Source organism: Solidesulfovibrio carbinoliphilus subsp. oakridgensis, assembly GCF_000177215.2.
Classification (GTDB): domain Bacteria; phylum Desulfobacterota; class Desulfovibrionia; order Desulfovibrionales; family Desulfovibrionaceae; genus Solidesulfovibrio; species Solidesulfovibrio carbinoliphilus.
In genome coordinates, this window is record NZ_CM001368.1 from 1,930,765 (window position 1) to 1,947,816 (window position 17,052).

At 72.9% G+C, this 17,052-nt stretch carries 14 protein-coding genes; 4 read left to right on the forward strand and 10 right to left on the reverse strand.

Annotated features, from left to right (window positions below):
* Positions 1–38: 38 nt before the first annotated feature.
* The 7 genes from DFW101_RS08340 to DFW101_RS08370 form a co-directional block, all read right to left on the reverse strand.
* Entirely contained in the window at positions 39–773 is a 735-nt protein-coding gene (locus DFW101_RS08340; protein WP_009181066.1) for a hypothetical protein, read from the reverse strand.
* A complete protein-coding gene (locus DFW101_RS08345) occupies positions 770–2,359 on the reverse strand; it encodes a BatD family protein (protein WP_009181067.1) in 1,590 nt (529 codons plus the stop codon). Before DFW101_RS08345 ends, DFW101_RS08340 begins: the two co-directional genes overlap by 4 nt.
* The gene (locus DFW101_RS20145) at positions 2,356–4,128 is read right to left on the reverse strand and encodes a VWA domain-containing protein (protein ID WP_009181068.1); all 1,773 of its coding nucleotides are present in this window, start codon (positions 4,126–4,128) and stop codon (positions 2,356–2,358) included. The genes DFW101_RS08345 and DFW101_RS20145 overlap by 4 nt, the downstream gene beginning before the upstream one ends.
* Positions 4,125–5,117, reverse strand: coding sequence for a VWA domain-containing protein (locus DFW101_RS08355; RefSeq protein WP_009181069.1), 993 nt, complete (start codon positions 5,115–5,117; stop codon positions 4,125–4,127). The genes DFW101_RS20145 and DFW101_RS08355 overlap by 4 nt, the downstream gene beginning before the upstream one ends.
* A complete protein-coding gene (locus DFW101_RS08360) occupies positions 5,114–5,572 on the reverse strand; it encodes a hypothetical protein (protein ID WP_009181070.1) in 459 nt (152 codons plus the stop codon). Before DFW101_RS08360 ends, DFW101_RS08355 begins: the two co-directional genes overlap by 4 nt.
* 12 nt (positions 5,573–5,584) lie before the next feature.
* Positions 5,585–6,493: a DUF58 domain-containing protein gene (locus DFW101_RS08365; protein WP_009181071.1), complete on the reverse strand. Its 909-nt coding sequence runs from the start codon at positions 6,491–6,493 to the stop codon at positions 5,585–5,587.
* A gap of 91 nt (positions 6,494–6,584) precedes the next feature.
* Entirely contained in the window at positions 6,585–7,667 is a 1,083-nt protein-coding gene (locus tag DFW101_RS08370; RefSeq protein ID WP_009181072.1) for an FUSC family protein, read from the reverse strand.
* Positions 7,668–7,936: 269 nt separating this feature from the next.
* Between DFW101_RS08370 and DFW101_RS08375 the strand changes: the two genes are divergently transcribed.
* A complete protein-coding gene (locus DFW101_RS08375) occupies positions 7,937–9,574 on the forward strand; it encodes a sensor histidine kinase (protein WP_009181073.1) in 1,638 nt (545 codons plus the stop codon).
* 96 nt (positions 9,575–9,670) lie between these two features.
* Here DFW101_RS08375 and DFW101_RS08380 read toward each other — a convergent pair whose 3' ends face one another.
* A complete protein-coding gene (locus DFW101_RS08380; RefSeq protein WP_009181074.1) occupies positions 9,671–10,375 on the reverse strand; it encodes a tetratricopeptide repeat protein in 705 nt (234 codons plus the stop codon).
* Between the two features lie 114 nt (positions 10,376–10,489).
* Here DFW101_RS08380 and DFW101_RS08385 point away from each other — a divergent pair, with 114 nt between their 5' ends.
* Positions 10,490–11,023, forward strand: coding sequence for a LysM peptidoglycan-binding domain-containing protein (locus tag DFW101_RS08385; protein WP_043643276.1), 534 nt, complete (start codon positions 10,490–10,492; stop codon positions 11,021–11,023).
* Positions 11,024–11,098: 75 nt separating this feature from the next.
* Here DFW101_RS08385 and DFW101_RS08390 read toward each other — a convergent pair whose 3' ends face one another.
* The gene (locus tag DFW101_RS08390) at positions 11,099–12,157 is read right to left on the reverse strand and encodes a bile acid:sodium symporter family protein (protein WP_009181076.1); all 1,059 of its coding nucleotides are present in this window, start codon (positions 12,155–12,157) and stop codon (positions 11,099–11,101) included.
* A 133-nt stretch (positions 12,158–12,290) separates the two neighbouring features.
* On the opposite strand from DFW101_RS08390, the gene DFW101_RS08395 reads away from it, so the two are divergent.
* Positions 12,291–13,064, forward strand: a complete 774-nt coding sequence (locus DFW101_RS08395) for an AraC family transcriptional regulator (RefSeq protein ID WP_009181077.1) — start codon at positions 12,291–12,293, stop codon at positions 13,062–13,064.
* Between the two features lie 188 nt (positions 13,065–13,252).
* Here the strand turns inward: DFW101_RS08395 and DFW101_RS08400 are convergent, their stop codons facing one another.
* A complete protein-coding gene (locus DFW101_RS08400; RefSeq protein ID WP_009181078.1) occupies positions 13,253–15,976 on the reverse strand; it encodes a bifunctional acetate--CoA ligase family protein/GNAT family N-acetyltransferase in 2,724 nt (907 codons plus the stop codon).
* 224 nt (positions 15,977–16,200) lie between these two features.
* On the opposite strand from DFW101_RS08400, the gene DFW101_RS08405 reads away from it, so the two are divergent.
* Positions 16,201–17,016 carry an enoyl-CoA hydratase/isomerase family protein gene (locus DFW101_RS08405; protein WP_009181079.1) on the forward strand — a complete coding sequence of 272 codons (816 nt, stop codon included), beginning with the start codon at positions 16,201–16,203 and terminating at the stop codon, positions 17,014–17,016.
* Positions 17,017–17,052: the final 36 nt, after the last annotated feature.

Sequence of the window (17,052 nt, forward strand, 5' to 3'; positions counted from 1 at the left end):
TTATTTAGCAAGGCGAGGCAGGCCCGGAATTGGGGATTCTACGGGAGCAAGGTGGCGATCCGGTCACGGGCGGCCCAGCCCGCCCGGCCAGACGCCGTCATAACCCGCACGAATCCCCCCCGGTGCGGCCCGAGCCCGACCAGGGTCCCGGCCGGCAGCGGGAAAAGGGCTTCGGCCCCGGGCTCCGGCGCGCTCCGGGCCGGGACCTCGGCCAGGACCACGCCATGCGGGGCCAGCCGGGCGGCGACGGGCGGCCAGGCCGCCTCGCACCAGAGCCAGAAGACGAGGGCCGCGCCAAGGGCCACGGCCGGACGCGGCAGGGGCCGGGCCAAAAGGCGCGAACAGGCCAGCGAGAGCCAGAAGACGGCGTTGGCGGCCAGGGCCGCCAGCCACAGGAGACGCGGCGCCACGCGCGCCCCAAGCGGCAGGCCGGCCGGAAGCGGGGTCAGGCCGGCGGCGGCCAGGGCCTTTTTGACCTCCGGGTCGGCCGGCGCGACCCGCTGGCCCCGGTAGAGCCAGTAGGCCGCCCGGCCGGTCTGGCCGGCCAGCCGCCAGGCCATGGCCGCGTCCAGGCAGAGGGCCGCGTCGGCCCGCCCCGGATCGGCTGCGGCCGCCTCGGCAAAGGCCGTGGCCGCTTCGGCGTAGCGGCCGGCCGCGTAGGCCTGCCGGCCGGCCGCCAGGAGCGTCTCCCCGGAACCGGCCGCCCAGACCGCGCCGGCAAGGCCGGCCCACAGCCAGGCCACGGCCACGGCAACCAGCCAGACCCGCCTCATGCGCCAAGCCGCCGCAGGATTTTGGCGGCCCGGGCCACGGCCGCGTCCACGGCGGCCGGGCCGGCCGGACCGCCGCCGTAGAGGAGCCGGTCGAGGTCCTCCAGGGCTTGCACGCCCGCCTCCCGCTCCCCTGGCCGCCGGTCCCCTGCCCGGGACCGGTCCAACGCCTGCCGCAGGGCCTCGGCCACGGCCGTGGGCGTGGCCGGGGGAGCGGCTCCCGCGCCGTGGCGCCAGGCCGGCCGGGGCAGGAAGGCCAGGCCGTACAGGGCCAGGGGCAAAAGGCCGAGCCCAAGCCGCCACGGCCAGGACGGCGGCGCGGCCCGGGACGCCCGGGGATCGTGGCGCAAGGGCGGGGCCAGGGCCGGGTCCGGCGGCGGCGTGCCCACGCGCAGGGTGACGGGACCCGCCGCCGCCAGCCGGTAGGCCCCGGCCTCGGGGTCGAAGACCGCGAGCTTCGGCCCGGGCAGGACATAGTCGCCCGGCCCGGACGCGGCCAGGGCGTAGCGGAAGACACGCGCGCCCCCCTCCCCTGCTGACTCGCCGGCCGCCTCGCCGGGAGCCGCTTCGGACGGCAGGAGCCGGGCCGTGACGCCGGGCGGCGGCGACAGGGCCGGCGGCGCGGCCTCGCGCAGGTTGCCCGTGCCGGAGAAGGTCAGGACATAGACCGCGTCCCGGCCGGGCCCGGCCTCGTCCTCGATCCGGGCGGCCAGCTCCAGGTGGCCGACCAGTCCGGTGAAAGGGACCGGACCGCCGTAGGCCGGCAAGGGCCGGACCGCGACGGCCAGGGCCGGCCCGGCCAGGGTCGCCTCCCGGGCGGGACCGGCCGGGGCCGCCGTACCTCGGGAAGCGGCCGGGGCCGCCATACCCCGCAAGGCGGCCGTGGCCGCCCCCCCCCGAAAGACGGCCGTGGCCGGTGGCACGGCAAGCCGGCCGGGCAGGCGCGGCGTCAGCCGGTAATCCACCTCGGTCACGGCGTAGCGCCGGCCGCCGGCCTCGATCTCGCCGTCGCGCTGGCCGGGCAGGGGATCGAGCGTCGCCCCGGACGTCCCGGACATCTCCGGCGGCGACACGTGGACCGCCTCCACGGCCACGGCCCGGTAGAGGATCACGGTGTAGCGGACCGGCTGGTCGGCGTAGGGAGCCTCGGGCGTCAGGACGGCGTCCACGAAGAGGTCCCGGCCGGCCAGCCCCTTGGGCGGTGTCGGCCGGGGCAGGACGCGGACGGAAACGGGAGCCGTCAGCCCGGTTTCGCCGCCGGCCGTGACGCGCAAGGCCGGCACCCGGCACTCCCCCACCCGCCTCGGGGTCAGCTCGAAACGGTAGGCCGCGACCACGGCCCCGTCTTCGCCCCGGCTGCCGTGGACCAGACCGCGCGGGGTGACCGTGCAGTCGGCAAGCTCGGGCACGGCCACTTCGGCCGGGGCGTCGCCCGGGACCAGCACCCGCAGCACCAGGCTCTGGCCGAGGTAGACCTCCCGGGCGTCGACCTCGGCCGTGACGCGCCAATCGGCCGCTGCGGCGGACCGGATCGGGGCCAGCAGGCAAAGGAGGCAGCCGAGGGCCGCCAGGAACACGCGGACCGTCACCAGTCCTTCTCCACGGCCGGCCGGCCGTAGACCGGCGGCTCGGGCAGGCCGGGCAGGTCCGGGATGCGGTCGAGGATCGGATCGGAAGCCGCGCCGGCCGTGGCGGCCCGTTTTTCCCCGATCTTCTCCCCTTCCGGAGCCGGCACGGCCACGGCCGGGGCGGCGGGATCGTCGGACAAATCCGGATCGGCCGCCCCGGCCGCCGTCTGCCGCTTGTTCCGGTCGCCGCCCTGGCCGTCGTCGCCGCGTGGGTCGGCCAGGGGCGACGGCGCCTGCCCGGACTCTCCGTCCTTCGCCTTGCCGCCCTGGCCCGCCTCGGGGTCCGGGTTCCCGTGGCCGGGCTTCTTTTGGCCCTCCTGGTCCTTCTGGTCTTTCTGGACGGGTGGCGGGGATGGTCGGTTGCGGAGCCAGTCCAGGTTGGCCCTGGCGTCGGCGTCGGCCGGGTTGAGGGCCAGGACGGCCTCGTAGAGTTTCCTGGCCGCGTCCACGTCGCCCAGGCGGTAGGCGGCGTTGCCCTGGTTGTAGAGGGCCCTGGCCCGAAGCCCCGGCGCCGCCGCCTCGGCCGCCCGGGCGAAAGAGGCGCGGGCGGCCTCGAACCGGCCGAGCCGGTAGTCGGCCGCGCCGATGGCGAAAAGGATTTCTGGCCGGTCCGGGTCCCAGACCCGGGCGGCCAGGAAGGCGTCCCGCGCCTGGCCGTACCGGCCGGCGGCATAGGCGGCGAGGCCCCGGTCCACCCCTTCCCCGGCCCGGCTCCCGGCCAGGGCCGGGCTGCAGAGGGCCAAAAACGCGGGCAGGAGCAAAATAGCGGCCCGCCCGGCCGGGGACAGGCCGAGATCGAGGAGCAGGAACGCGAATCCGGCCAGAAGGAACCACTCCGTCCGGTCGGCCGACGGGGTGGCGGGCCGGCTGGCGGGTTCGGGCGGGACCAGGGCGGCCAGGGCCGTGGCCAGGGCGGCGGCCGGATCGGGGGACTCCGGCGCCAGGCGAAAGGCCCGGCCCCGGTTGCGGCCGGCCAGGTCGGCCAGCCCGGCCGCATCCACTCCGGCCAGGACCGGCCGGCCCCCGGCGTCGCGCAAAAGCCCCCCCTCCGCCTTGGGCAGCGGCACGGGCACGGGCGTGGCCCCGCCAACGGCCACGGCAAAGACCGGCGCCTCGCCCGGGACGGACACGGGGACAGGGGCGGACGCCGTGTCCTCGCCGTCGGATACCGCCACCACGGCCCCGGCGCCCGGCCCGGCCCCGGCCAGGGCCAGCCGGGCCGCCTCCAGGGCGGCGGGCAGGTTGGTGCCGCCAAGCGGGGCCTCGGCCGGGGACAGGCCGTCCAGGGCCACGGCCAGCCCGGCCCGGTCGGCCGTGACCGGACAGGCCAGCCAGGCCCGGCCGGCAAAGCCGACCAGCCCGGCCTCGACGCCGGGCAGGCGGGCCAGGACATCGAGGACAAGGGCCTTGGCCGCCCCGAGCCGGTCCGGCCGCAGGTCCCGGGCCAGCATGCTGCGCGAACAGTCGAGGGCCACGACCAGACGGAGCGGCGTGACCGGCGGGGCGGCGGCGGTTTCCCGGCCGCAGCCCGGTCCGGCGGCGGCCAGGGCCACGCAGGCCAGTCCGGCCAGGAAGGCGGCGGCCTTCACGCGCCGTCGGGCCGACGGCAGGGCCAGGTCCGGGCGCAGGGCCGCGATCCTCCGGCGACGGGAGGCGGCCAGCAGGCCACAGACGAGACAGACGGGCACGGCCGCGAGGAGCCACAGGTATTCGGGCCGAGCGAAGGTCATGGCAGCCTCAGGAAGCGGGTGGCGGCCAGACCGGCGGCCACGGTCAAGAGGCTTGCGGCCACGGCGGCGCAGAGGGGGGCGAGCGGCATGTCCCGCGCGCTTTCGACCGGCACCATGTCGCTTCGGGCCGCGTCCGACAGCGCGGCCACGGCCGCGTCGAGGCCGGCGGCGTCCCCGGCCCGGTAGTAGGCCCCGCCCGTGGCCTTGGCCATGGCGGCCAGGGTCGTGGCGTCGACGGCCGCCTTTTCGGTCACGATCTGGCTGCCAAGGAGGGGGTGGGTGACCAGAAACGGAGCCGGTTCGTCGCCGCCGACGCCGACGCTGTAGACGGTGACGCCCCGCTCGGACGCGGCCTTGGCCGCGTCCTCGGGGCTGACCTCGCCGGCGTTGGACCGGCCGTCGCCGAAAACGACCGCCAGCCGGGACAGCCCGGGCGCGTCCGAGAGCCTTTTAACCGCGAGCCCCAGGCCGTCGCCCATGGCCGTGCGCTTGCCGGCCGCGCCGACCGCGAGGCGGGCCAGGGCCCCGGTCAGGGCCGCCCGGTCCGCGCTTGGCGGCATGACCGCGTAGGCCCGGGAACCGAAGGCCACCAACCCGATGCGGTCGCCCGGGTGGTTGGCCGCGAACCGGGCGGCCGCGTCGGCCACGGCATCCAGGCGCGTGACCGTGCGGTCGGCCAGCCGCATGTCCATGGCGGCCATGGATTCGGACAGGTCGACCACCAGCATGATGTCGAGGCCCCGGCCCTGGTAGGCGGTCGTCCCGCCGTTCAGGCGCGGCCCGGCCAGGGCCAGGACCAGGGCGGCAAGACCCAGGAGCCGGCAGGCCATGGGCAACGCGGCCCAAAACGAGGGCGAAAGGGCGGCCAGGGCCGGCGCGATGTCGCCAAGGGGCAGGGCCGGCGGCCGCCCGCGCCGGCGCAGGAAAAGGGCCAGGGCCAGGAACAGGAGCAAGGCCAGGGCCTTCGGGTGGGCCAAAAGGACCGTCACCGCCGCCCCCCGGCCAGGGCCAAGGCGGCGGCCAGATCGGCCGACCGGTCCCGGGCCCCGACCGCCTCCCCGGCGTAACGGGCCGGATCGGCCCGGCCGAGGAGCCCGGCCACGGGCTGGCGGAGCCTTTCCGGCAGCCCGGAGAGATGGGGCAGGATCTCCGCCGTGGTCATGGCTTCGACCGTAAGGCCAAGGCGCAGGCCAAGGGCCTCGCGGACGAGGCCGGCCAGCTCGAAATAAAAAGTCCGGTCGTCGAGGCCGGCGGACGAGGCCTCCAGGCGGCCAAGCCCGGCCCGGACGGCCTCAAATGGACGGGCTCTTATCCGGACCTGCCGCCGCCACCGCCAGACGGCCAGACCGCCGACGGCGAGGAGGCCGGCCAACCCGGCCAGGGCCGGCCAGTCGTTTCCCCCGCCAAAGGGCACCGGTTCCTTGATGTCGCGGATGTCGTCCATAGGTATCGCCGCCTAGGCTCCCCGGAGCCGCGACTTTCCAACCCGTCCGCCCCGGCCGCGCCGGTGAAAAAAGGCCGTCAAGGCCGCGTCCGGCGGCGCGTCGGCCGGCAGTTCGAGGAGATCCGCCCCGGCCGCCCGCAGCCCGGCCAGAAGTGCCTCCCGACGCGTTGTCCGGGCCGCGGCGTAGCGGGTCCGGGCGGCCGGGTCGCCGCAGTCGAGGGTGGCCCGGGCCCCGGTTTCCAGATCCGAGACGGTCAAAAGCCCGTAGGGTGGCAGGATGCCGGCCCCGGGGCCGGCCAGGAGCACGGCCGCCACCTCGTGCCGCCGGGCCAGCCGCCCGAGCGGCGCGGCAAAGCCCTGGCCGAGGAAGTCGGAAAAGACGAAGACCACCGACCGGTGGGCCAGGGCGGCGGCCAGCAGAGCCATGGCCGGACCGGGATCGGTGCCGGTGCCGGCCGGCGTGGTTCCGGCCAGGGCATGAGCCACGGCCACGGCCCGGCCCGGCCCCTTGCCCGGCGGCACGAAAGCCTCCACCCGGTCGGAAAAAAGGACGAGCCCGACCCGGTCGCGGCTGGCCGCCGCGCCAAGGGCCAGGGCGCAGGCGGCCACGGCCGCCGCCTCGGCCAGGGGCGGCCCGCCCGGGGCGGCGTCGGCCATGGACCGGGAGACGTCCACGGCCAGCATGACCGTGCGCTCCCGCTCCTCGCGAAACCGTTTGACAAAGGGCCGGCCCATCCGGGCCGTGACCTTCCAGTCCAGGGCCCCGGCGTCGTCGCCGGGCGCGTATTCGCGGGATTCCTCGAATTCCATGCCCGAGCCGCGAAAGGCCGACCGGTACTGGCCGGCCATGACGGCATCGGCCGGGCCGTGGCCGGGCAGGCGCACGCGCCGCGCCTTGGCCAGGAGTTCTTGCGCCTGCATGTGTGTCGTCGCCTCCGGGAGCGAAAAATCGTGCTCCCAAGCCTGCCGCCAGGCTATCAGCGGGCCGGGGCCCGGGCAAGCCGGGCCGGGCCTACCCCTCTTCCATGGCCCGAAGCCGCCGGACGATCTCGGCCGCGTCGGCGGCGCAGGCCAGCATGCCGTGCACGAAGCTGAAAAAGTGCATGACTTCGCTCAGATCATAGGCGGCCGGGGCCCTGTCCCGGCGCATGGCCGCCAGCTTCTCCCGGGCCCTGGCCACGGCCGCCTCCATGGGGCCGAGTTCCGGCAGGGGGCCGGCGGCGCGCAGGTGGACGCCGAGCCCGGTCAGGACGTCGGCCGCGGTCCGCTCCAGACCGGCCAATTCGTCCGGCAGGTGGCGGTGCAGTCCCTGGCCGCGCGACTCGGAGGCCACGTGGTCCATGGCCAGGACGTGCTCGAAAAGCCGCTCCCCGCGAAAAAGGAGCAGGCCCCGGCGGGCCGCGCCGTCGGCGTCGCGCCCCTCGGCTCCGGCCTCCCGGCCGAGCTCACGGCAGCGGGCCAGGGTGCGCACGATGCGGTCCTTGAGCGCGAAGACCTGCCGCTCGGGATAGTCCTCCCGGAGGCGGCCCTCGACCACGGTGGCGAAAAAGACGGCCACGTCCTCGAAGATCCGGGCCAGGCCGAGGGCCTGGGCCTGGCTGGCCCGGGACGGCAGGACCACGGCCGAGACGGCCAGGGCCGTGACGATGCCGATGGCGATTTCGAGAAACCGGTCGAGGGCCACGGCAAAGGGCGAGGAGCCGGGATGGCCGGCCAGGATGACGATGACGGCCGTGATGCCGGCCACGCGGGAACTGTCCCGAAGCCTCGTCATGCCCGTGCACACGGCCAGGGTGGCGAAAACGGCCAGGGCCAGGTCCACCCAGGCCGGGCCGCCAAGCGAGGCGGCCAGGGCCCCGGAGGCCGCGCCGACGGCCGTGCCGGCCAGCCTGGTCCAGGCGGCCCGGATGGAGCCGCCGAGATTGGCCTGCATGACGATGACCACCGTGATGACGGCCCAGTAGCCCTGGGGCAACTCCAGGACCGTGACCAGGAAAAGGGTGGCCACGGCCGCAACCGCCGTGCGCCCGGCCTGGCGCAGGCCGCCCCGGGTGGCCGCCCGGGCCAGGAATCTTCGTAGGGTCTCGCCGGTCATGGGCGCCTCCTGTCGGAAAAAGGCCGGTCTCTACCCCGGCCCGGACCGGTTGGGAAGCCCCCGGCCGGGGGGATCGGCCACGGGCGAGTTGTGCGGGCCAACCCCTTGTGATAGTGACGACTCATCGGGGAAGGGAAGTCTTTCACGGGCCGCGATGCCTTTTGAACGGAGACGATCGCTGTGCATGAATCGCGACGCTTCGGGCCAAGGCTGCCCATTGGCCGACACCGCCCGGACGCCTCCACGCCGCCCGGGCGGCCGGAAGGGCTGTGACCGGCGGCCGGCTGCTCGTCCGTGGCGGCCCGGACCGTGACGCCCGGACCCTGGCCGCCCGCCTGTTCGCGCCCGGCCGGCGCGCCGCCGCCTTTGGCGCCCAAACGGCCCTGGCCCTTTCCCCCGCCGCCCTGCCCGAGGTGGCCGTCATTCCCTTGTTCGGCCCGTCGGATCGCGGCCTCCTGCCCGAACTCCTCGGCCTGTGGGACGGATTGCCGGTCCACGCCCTTTTCCTGGCCGACCGGGACTTCGTCCCGCCTGCCGCCGGGCCCAGCCTTTCCAGAGCGCTGCGAATCCTCGGCGGACTGGACGCCCCGGCCCTTGGCGCGGTGCTCGACATCCTGGCCGAACGCGACGGGCAGGCGCTTTTGGCCGAGGGACACGAGGCCTGGCACACGGCCCTGGCCTCGGGCTTCCCGGGCCTGGCCGTGGCCTGCGATTCGCAGTTGCGGGTGGTCTTCGCCAACGAGGCCCTGGCCGGCCGCTGCGGTCGCGATCCCGTAGGCATGGCCTGCTTCGCCGCCCTACACGGCCGGGAGGAGCCCTGCTCCTGGTGCCCGCGCGAGGCGGTCGCCTGCGGCCGGGCTGTGGGCCTCGAGATCCAAAGCCCGCTTGACGGCCGCTTTTTCACGATGACCAGCGCTCCCCTGCGCCTGCCCGGCCGGCCGCCGCTCATGCTGACGCTTTTTTCCGACGTGACCGACCGCAACCTGGCCCTCTCCCGCCTCAAATCCCTCAACCGGGACCTGGAGCGGCGGGTGGCGGAACGGACCGACACCCTGGCCCGGCAGGCCGGGGAACTGGCCGACGCCAATGAGCGGCTGCGCGAACTCGACGCCCTCAAATCCGGCTTCCTGGCCACGGTCACCCACGACCTGCGCACGCCCCTGACCTCGGTCCTGGGGTTCGCCAAGCTGACCCGGCGCGATTTCATAAAGGATTTCATGCCGTTTTCCGAGGTGAGCGAAAAGCTTCACCGCAAGGGGACGCGCATCGCCGACAACCTGGCCATCATCGAAAACGAAGGCGCCAGGCTCACCCGGCTGGTCAACGACTTCCTGGACCTGTCCAAGATCGAGTCCGGGCACCTGGCCTGGAACGACCAGACCGTGGACCCCACCGAGGTGGTGCGCGCGGCCGTGGCGGCCGTTGGCGGCGAATACGAACAGAACGAGCGCCTGGCCCTGGTGGTCGACATCCCGGAGACGCTGCCGCCGCTGCGTCTGGACCCGGACCGGCTCATGCAGGTCCTGGTCAACCTGCTGACCAACGCGGCCCGCCACACCGGCGAGGGCGAGGTGACGCTCTCGGCCCGCCGCCTTTCCACCGGGCGGCTGGAATTCCGCGTGGCCGACACCGGCCCCGGCATCCCGGAAGAGGAGCGGGAACGGATCTTCGACAAATTCTACCAGACCCGCCGGGGCGACACCATGGCTTCGGACCGGCGCGGCACGGGCCTTGGGCTTGCCATCTGCAAACATATCGTCGAGCGCTACCAGGGCGGCATCCGGGCCGAGGCCCGGACCCCGCGCGGCACGTCCTTTGTGGTGGAACTGCCGGTCCCGGCCCGGGGCCGCGGCCAGGGGCCGTCCTTCGACGCCGACCGCCCGGAGCCGGGCCTGGCCTTGTCCTGACGACCGCCGGTTTTTCCGGCCTTCCTTCCCCCAACGTGCGCCCGCCGGGCCGGGGCAACGTGCCCCGGCCCGGCGGATTCGCGGGCGGACGGCTCATCAGATGTCGTTCAGATCGATCGTCTTGGGCGCGGCCTTGGGCTTGCCCGCCTCCTTGCCGGCGGCCGGAGGCGATCCGGCCGCCGGGCCCGGACCGGCCGGAGCCGACGGGACCAGCGCGGCCGGCGAGCCGTTGGCGCCGACGGGAGTGGGCTTCCGGGCGCCGCAGGCCAGCCGGACGGCGTCGAGCCTGGCCCCGGCCGGGGCGAACGAGGCGTCCCGTTTTCGGGCCTCCTGGTAGGCGGCCAGGGCCTTGTCGCACTGGCCGGACAGCAGGTAGGCGTCGCCAAGGGCCAGGGCGGCGCGCGGATCGGTCCCGCCGGCCCGGGCGGCGGCCTCGAGCATGTCCCTGGCCCGGAGCACGTCCCCGGCGGCAAAGGCTTCCAGGCCGAGCCCTTCCATGGCCGGCGCGAACCCGGCATTGGCCGACAGCGCGGCCGTAAAGGCCTGCTGGGCCTTCATCCCACCGTCCCGGGCGCAGGCCGTGCCGGCCCGGGTCAGGGTTTCGGCCCCGGCTGCGGCCCCGGCCTTGGACAGTTCCCGGCAGGCCGTGGCGTAATCCTTTTTGTCGTAGGCGGCGTTGCCGGCCGCGATGCCGTCCTTGGCGGACGGCTCCGACGGGGAGAATTTCATGATGCCGCAGCCGGGCAGGCCGGCCAAGACGAGGGCCAGGGCCACCGGCCCGGCAACTGTCCGAAATTTCATGGCGACACCTCCAGGAGAATGCGATTCTCCGGCTATCCCAAAGGCCGGGCCGATTGTCAAACGCAGGCCGGGCTGCTAGGCATTGGCATCCTCGCCCGCAACCCGGAGGACGCCATGTCCTGGCGTATGCTGTTCGTTCTCCCTTGGGTTCTGGCCGCCTCCCCCGCCGCCCGGGCCGCCCAGACGGCGGACATTCCCCACGTCGCCCGGCCCGGCGACACCCCGGCCGCCCTGGCCAGGGCCTACCGCGTGACGCTGGCCGCCCTCCTGGCCCGCAACCCCGGCCTCGACCCCTGCCGCATCCGGGTCGGGGACGTGCTCCTCGTGCCGGCCGGACCCGCCCCGTCCCCCGGGCCGGCCGGCCCGGAAGCCGCCGCTTCGCCCTCCCGGGGTGCCGTCCTGCCCGACGAGGAGGCCCCGGGCCTGCGGTACGTGGTCGTGCCCGGCGATTCCCCGGCCGCCATCGCCGAACGATTCGGCATTCCCTTGGGCCTCCTGTCCCGGGCCAACCCCGGCCTTGATCCCAAAACCCTGGCCGTCGGCCGGGTGCTGGCCATCCCCGGCCCGCCCGCCTGCCCGCCGCCCGTGGCCGTGTCCCGGCCGGGCGACCCGCCCGCCGGCGCGCCCCTGGTCCTGGAGTTCCAATAGCCAAGGGGCCGCACCCCTTGCCGGACACGGCCCCTTGGCCCAACCGGCGGGGGTGGTTTCCCCCGCCGCGTCTTTCTACGCCTGGGAGCGCACCCGCACGGCCGCGACCGCCGGCCCGCCGGCCCCGGACGCGTCCGGGACGGTCGGAGCGTCGAAACGGCTGGCGAACCGGCCGGCCATGATCGAACAGACGAAAAGCTGGAGCTGATGGTAGAACATGATCGGCAAGACGATCATGCCCAGGGCCGGGTGGGCCCCGAACAGGAGCCGGGCCATGGGCACGCCCGAGGCCAGCGTCTTTTTGGAGCCGCAGAAAATGGCCGTGATCTGGTCCTCCTTGGAAAACCCAAGCCGGGCCGAGACCTTGGTCGAAATGAAAAGGGCCATGCCGAGGAAAAGGGCCGCCCCGCCGATGGTCATGGCAATGACCTCGATGCCGTTGTTGGTCCACAGGCCGGATTTGACGGAATCGCAAAACGAGCCGTAGACCAGCATCAGGATGACCAGCTTGTCGAAGACGTTGATGCCCTTCTTGTGCCGCGCCGCCAGCCTGCCAAAGACCGGCCGCAGCACCTGGCCGAGCACGAAGGGCAGGAAAAGGAGGGTCGCGAGGTTGGCCACGGCCTTGCCAAAGGGCATCCCGCCCGCCCCCTGCATGTCGATCGCCAACCCGACGATGGCCGGGGTCAGGAAGATGCCGAGAAGCCCGGACAGCGTGGCGTTGAAAATCGCGGCCGGCACGTTGCCCTTGCCGATGGCCGTCATGGCCACCGACGACTGGATGGTCGAGGGCAGGGCGCACAGGTAGAGGAATCCGAGCATCAGCCCCTCGGGCACGAGGCCGCCGAAAACCGCCTTGAACGGAATGAAAAGCAGCGGAAAGGCCACGAAGGTCAGCGTCTGGACCAGCAGGTGGAGCTTCCACCGGGCCATGCCCTGGCGCAGGCTCCGGGTCGAAAGGGCCAGGCCGTGGAGCAGAAACACCGCGAAGATGCCGGCGTCGGACACCACGTCGGCGTGCATGGCCCCGCCGGCCGCGCCGAACCCCGGGAAAAGCGAGGCCAGGACCACCGCCGCAATCATGCCGGCCAGGAACCAGTCGCCGGCCATCTTCCGCAACAGCTTCAAAATCATATCCGTCTCCTTGGCCGCTTCCCGGCCCGCCTTGAATGGCCCGGCCGCCCCTCGGCCCGCGCCTGAAGACTCCCTAAGCATGGACGCCCTCGCCGTCTCGCGCTAGAAAGACAACCTCTAGCGCAAAAACGACATGGCCATTTTTCGCACCGCCCCTGCCCTCGACCGGCTGCCCCGGCCCGTCTATCCCCGCAGCGAGACCCTGCCCGCCGGTTCCGTGTCCCACGCCCACAGCCACCCCTTTGGCCAGCTCTCCTTTGCTGGCGTCGGCGTGCTCCTGGTGCGGACCCAGGCCGGCAGCCATGTGGCCCCGCCCCAGCGGGCCGTGTGGGTGCCACCCGGCCTAGCCCACCAGGTGGCCACCTCCAACCCGGCCGAAATGCGAAGCCTCTACGTCTCCCCGGACCAGAACGTCTTCAACCCGCCCCGCTGCCTGGTCCTGTCCGTCACGCCCCTGGCCCGGGAACTGATCCTGGCCGTGGCCGCCCTGCCGCCGCTCTACGACGCGGCCGGAGCCGACGGACGCCTCGTGGCCGTGCTCCTCGACCAGCTGGCCGTCCTGCCCGAAGCCGGCTTCAGCCTGCCCTGGCCCAAAGACCCGCGCCTGGCCGCCCTGTGCCAGGCCCTGGCCGACGCCCCGGACGACACCCGCACCGCCACGGCCTGGGCCAGGACCGCCGGCATGACCGAACGGACGCTTGGCCGCATCTTTCTCGCCGAAACCGGCCTCACCTTCGGCGCCTGGCGACGCCGCACCCGGCTGCTGGCCGCCCTGTCCCTGCTCGAAGCCGGCACAAGCGTCACCGCCACCGGCCTCGAATGCGGCTACGAGTCCACCTCCGCCTTCATCGCGGCGTTTCGGGAAGCCTTCGGCGTCACGCCCGGGGCGTTCGGGCGGGGTGTGTAAGGGGGAACGGAACGGCAGGGAGAATGCCTCCGGCGGCCGGGGGGCGTCACGCCCCCCGGACCCCCCGAACGGGGTGGGCGGGAGTTGGGGAAGCGGGTGGGGCTGTGGTCGTGGCCGGGTGGGCGACGTGTGGCCGGATCGTGCGGTCGGGGCGCAATCGTCCGGGGGAGACGCTGGCGGGACGACCGTCAGGGCCGGGCGGCCCCGCCGGGGGCGGGCTCGTTTAGGGGCAGGCGCATCTCGGCCACTTCCTCGTCGTAGTTGCGCACCACGGAGAAGCCGAGCTTTTCGGCCAGGCCCTGCATGCCGCCATTTTCCATGAGCGCCTGTCCGGTCAGCAGACGCGTGCCCCGGGCCTTGCAGTAGCGGATGATCTTTTCCATCAGGAGCCGGCCAAGTCCCAGGCCCTTGAGGTCGGAACGGGCGATGACCGCGAATTCGGCCGAGGAATTGTCCGGCCGGGTCGAGGCCCGCACCACGCCAAGCGTCTCGGGCCTGCCGTCGGCGTCCGGGGCCGTGGCAATAAACGCCATCTCCCGCTCGTAGTCGATCTGGGTCAGCTTGGCCATTTCGGTGTGGGTCAGCTCGCGCACCACGCCGAAAAACCGGAAACGCAGGTCCTCGGGCGAAAGGTGCTTGAAAAATTGGAAATGGGCCGGCTCGTCCTCGGGCCGGATGGGGCGCAAAAGGACGTGGCGGCCGTTTTTGAGCGTCACGCACTCCTCGAGTTCGCGCGGATAGGGCCGGATGGCCAGGCGGTGGGCGTCGGGCTCGGCCTCGGCGGTAAGCCTGATGCCCGCGCCGATGACCGTGACCCCGCCCGGGTGGCTGAGCACAGGGTTCAGGTCGATGGCCGCGATGCGTTCGAGGTCGGCCACGCACTGGGAGACCTGGTTCAAGGTCAGGCACAGGGCGTCGATGTCGACCCCGGGGCTCACCTCCGGGTCCACGCCCGGCTGGCCGGACGCGCCGCGAAGGGTGGCGGCCACGCGGGTGCGAAAGACGAGATCCCGGGCCAGGGACATGTTGAGCGGGGTGAGCGCCACGGCCTTGTCCCGGGTGACTCGGGCGGCGAGGCCCCCCTGGCCGAAAATGATGTAGGGCCCAAAGACCGGGTCCACCCGGGCCTTGATGGTGACCTCGTGGGCCCCGGCCCGGCGGCCCATTTCCTGGATGACGTAGCCCTCGATATGGGCCTCCGGCACATGGGCCAGGGCCCGCTTGCGCACGGCCTCGGCCGCCTCGCGCACGGCCTCGGGCCCGGCCACGTCGAGGACGATGCCGCCCACGTCAAAGGGCTGGGGAATGTCCGGGGAGACGATCTTGACGGCCACCGGATAGCCCAGGGCGTCGGCCGCGGCCACGGCGTCGTCCACGTCCTCGGTCAGGTGCGAGGCGACCGCCCGCACGCCGTAGTAGCCGAGGACCTCCTTGGCTTCGGGATCGGTCAGGGTCAGCCGGCCCTCGGCAAAGGCCCGCTCCACCACGGCCCGGGCCGCGTCCGGATCAGGCGCGTATTCCGAGGGCAGGCTGGCCGGCATCTCCATCAAAAGTTCCTGGTTCTTGCGGTAGCGAAGCAGGTGGACAAAGGCCGAAACGGCCTGGTCCGGAGTCTCGTAGGTGGGCACGCCGGCGGCGTTTAGGATTTTCAGCGCCTCGCCTCCGGCCGGGTCGTAGCCCATCCAGCAGGCCAGGATCGTCCGGTTGGTCTTGGACAGGACCTCGGCCATGGCCGTGGCCGCCTCGTCGGCCGACACCCCGGGAAAGGGCACGTGGATGACCAGCACGGCGCTCACGTCCGGGGCGCGCAAGAGGGCCCGCAGGGCGGCGGCGTAGTCGGCCGGGGCGGCGTCGAAGCTCATGTCCACCACGCCGTGGCGCAGCCAGTTGGGTCCAAGGAGGGCGGACAGGGCGGTGGTCGCCTCGGCGTCGTAGGCGGCGAGCGACCCGCCGCCTTCGAGCAGGGCGTCGGCGGCCATGATGCCGATGGAGCCGCCGTTGGTCAGGATGGCCAGGTTCTCGCCGCGAAGGGGCTTTGACCGGGCAAGGGTCTGGGCCGCGTCGAAAAGGGCGTCGATCTCCCCCACCCGCAGCATGCCGGCCCGGCGGAAGGCCTCGTCGTAGACCTCGTCGCGGCCCTCGTCCGGATCGGGCGGAAAGACGGACCAGAGCCGGCGGCCGGGTTTTATGACCAGGACGGGCTTGTTTCGGGCCGCGGCCCGGGAGGCGCTCATGAACGACCGGGCGTCGGTGATGGACTCGACGTAAAGAAGGATCGAACGGGTGTTGGGGTCCTGGGCCATGTAGTCGAGGATGTCGGCGTACTTGAGGTCCACCCGGTCGCCAAGCGACAGGATGTGGGAAAAGCCGATGCCCTTGGTCCGGGCCCAGTCGAGGACCGCGGAGAAAAGCGAGGCGGACTGGGAAATGAAGGCGATGCGGCCGGGCAGGGCGTCGGAGGAGGCCAGGGAACAGTTGAGCCCGATGCCCGGCACCACGAGGCCCAGGCCCGAGGGCCCGAGGATGCGGATGCCCGACGGGGCCGCGGCCTCGAGCATCCTCTCTTGCAAGGCCCGCTTGGCCTCGCGCGGCATCTTGGCCCAGCCCGGGGGCAGGACGACGGCCGCGCCGACGCCGCGCCGCCCCAGGTCGCGCAGGTATTCGGGCACGGACTCGGGGTCGGTGGCGATGACGCCGAGGTCCGGGGTCAGCGGCAGGGTGTCCACGGACTTGTAGCAAAGGACCCCGGAAATGGCGTCCAGGGCCGGGTTGACCGGCATGACGGGGCCGAGGAACTTGCCGCCGAGCAGGTTTTTCATGATCACCGCCCCGACATGGCGGGGATCGGTGGACGCGCCGATAACGGCCACGGAATTGGGTCGAAACAGGGCGTCAAGGCTTCGGGCGCTCAACGGTGGCTCCGCGTGAGAGGTTGTCCGGGGTTTGGGTGAGGATAAAAGGCTCGCCCGGCCAAAGCAAGGGGTTTTGCGGATTTTGCCCCGCCGGGCGGCCGGGCCGACCGTTGTTGACAGGCCGGAAAGGCAGTGGCAGGCTTCAATAAAGCCGGCTGGTTGCAGCGGGGATCCGAGCCGCGGCCCGGGTCCGCCCCAGGTCCCCGCCGGCACGGGAGGGTTCCATGGAAGTCGCCACAAGCCTTGTCACGGACAACGAGTTTTTTTCCTCGGAACGCCAGGGGCAGCTGCTGATCGTGCGGGGAAAGCCGCATTTCACCCGCCACGCCCGGGACCTCAAAAAGATCGACACCTTCTTCGACCACCTGGAGATCATCGCCCACACCGACCAGGTCAACGTCGTGGTCTTCCTCGGCTGCCCGGAAAAAGCCGGGGCCACCGAGACCATGGAGTTTTTCGACCACTTCCTCACGTCCCGGCGCGAGGACTACCTGATCCAGCGGCTTTTCAACCTGGTCAACAACTACACCGTGACCATGGCCGGCCTCGACAAGGTCACCATCCACGCCGACACGGGCCACATTTCGCTGTTCCACCTGAACGTCAGCCTGGCCTGCGACTACCGCATCGTCACCCGGAACACGGTTTTCGAAAACGGGTTCGCCGAGGTCGGCACCATCCCCAAGGGCGGCAGCGGCTATTTCCTGTCCCGGATGCTCGGGGCGGGCAAGACGGCCGAGATCCTGCAATGGCCCCGGTTCACGGCCGAAGAGGCGCTGACGCTTGGCATCGTGGACAAGATCGTGCCCGGGGCCAAGCTCGAGGAAGAGGCGCTCAAAATCGCCAACTTCTACCAGGAGCCGCAGGTCTCGACCATGCTTTCCATCCGCAAGCTCTTGAAAAGCGACATCAACGAGCTGCGGCGGTCGCTTGAAACCGAGGACATGCTGATTTTGAACCGCGTCAATTCGCCGGAGTTCAAGGTCGCCATGCAAAACCGGATGGCCGCCCGGGCGAAAGGCCGGCAGGCCGCCGAATAGGAACGCGCCGCCGCTTCCCTGGGCCCCGGGGCCGCT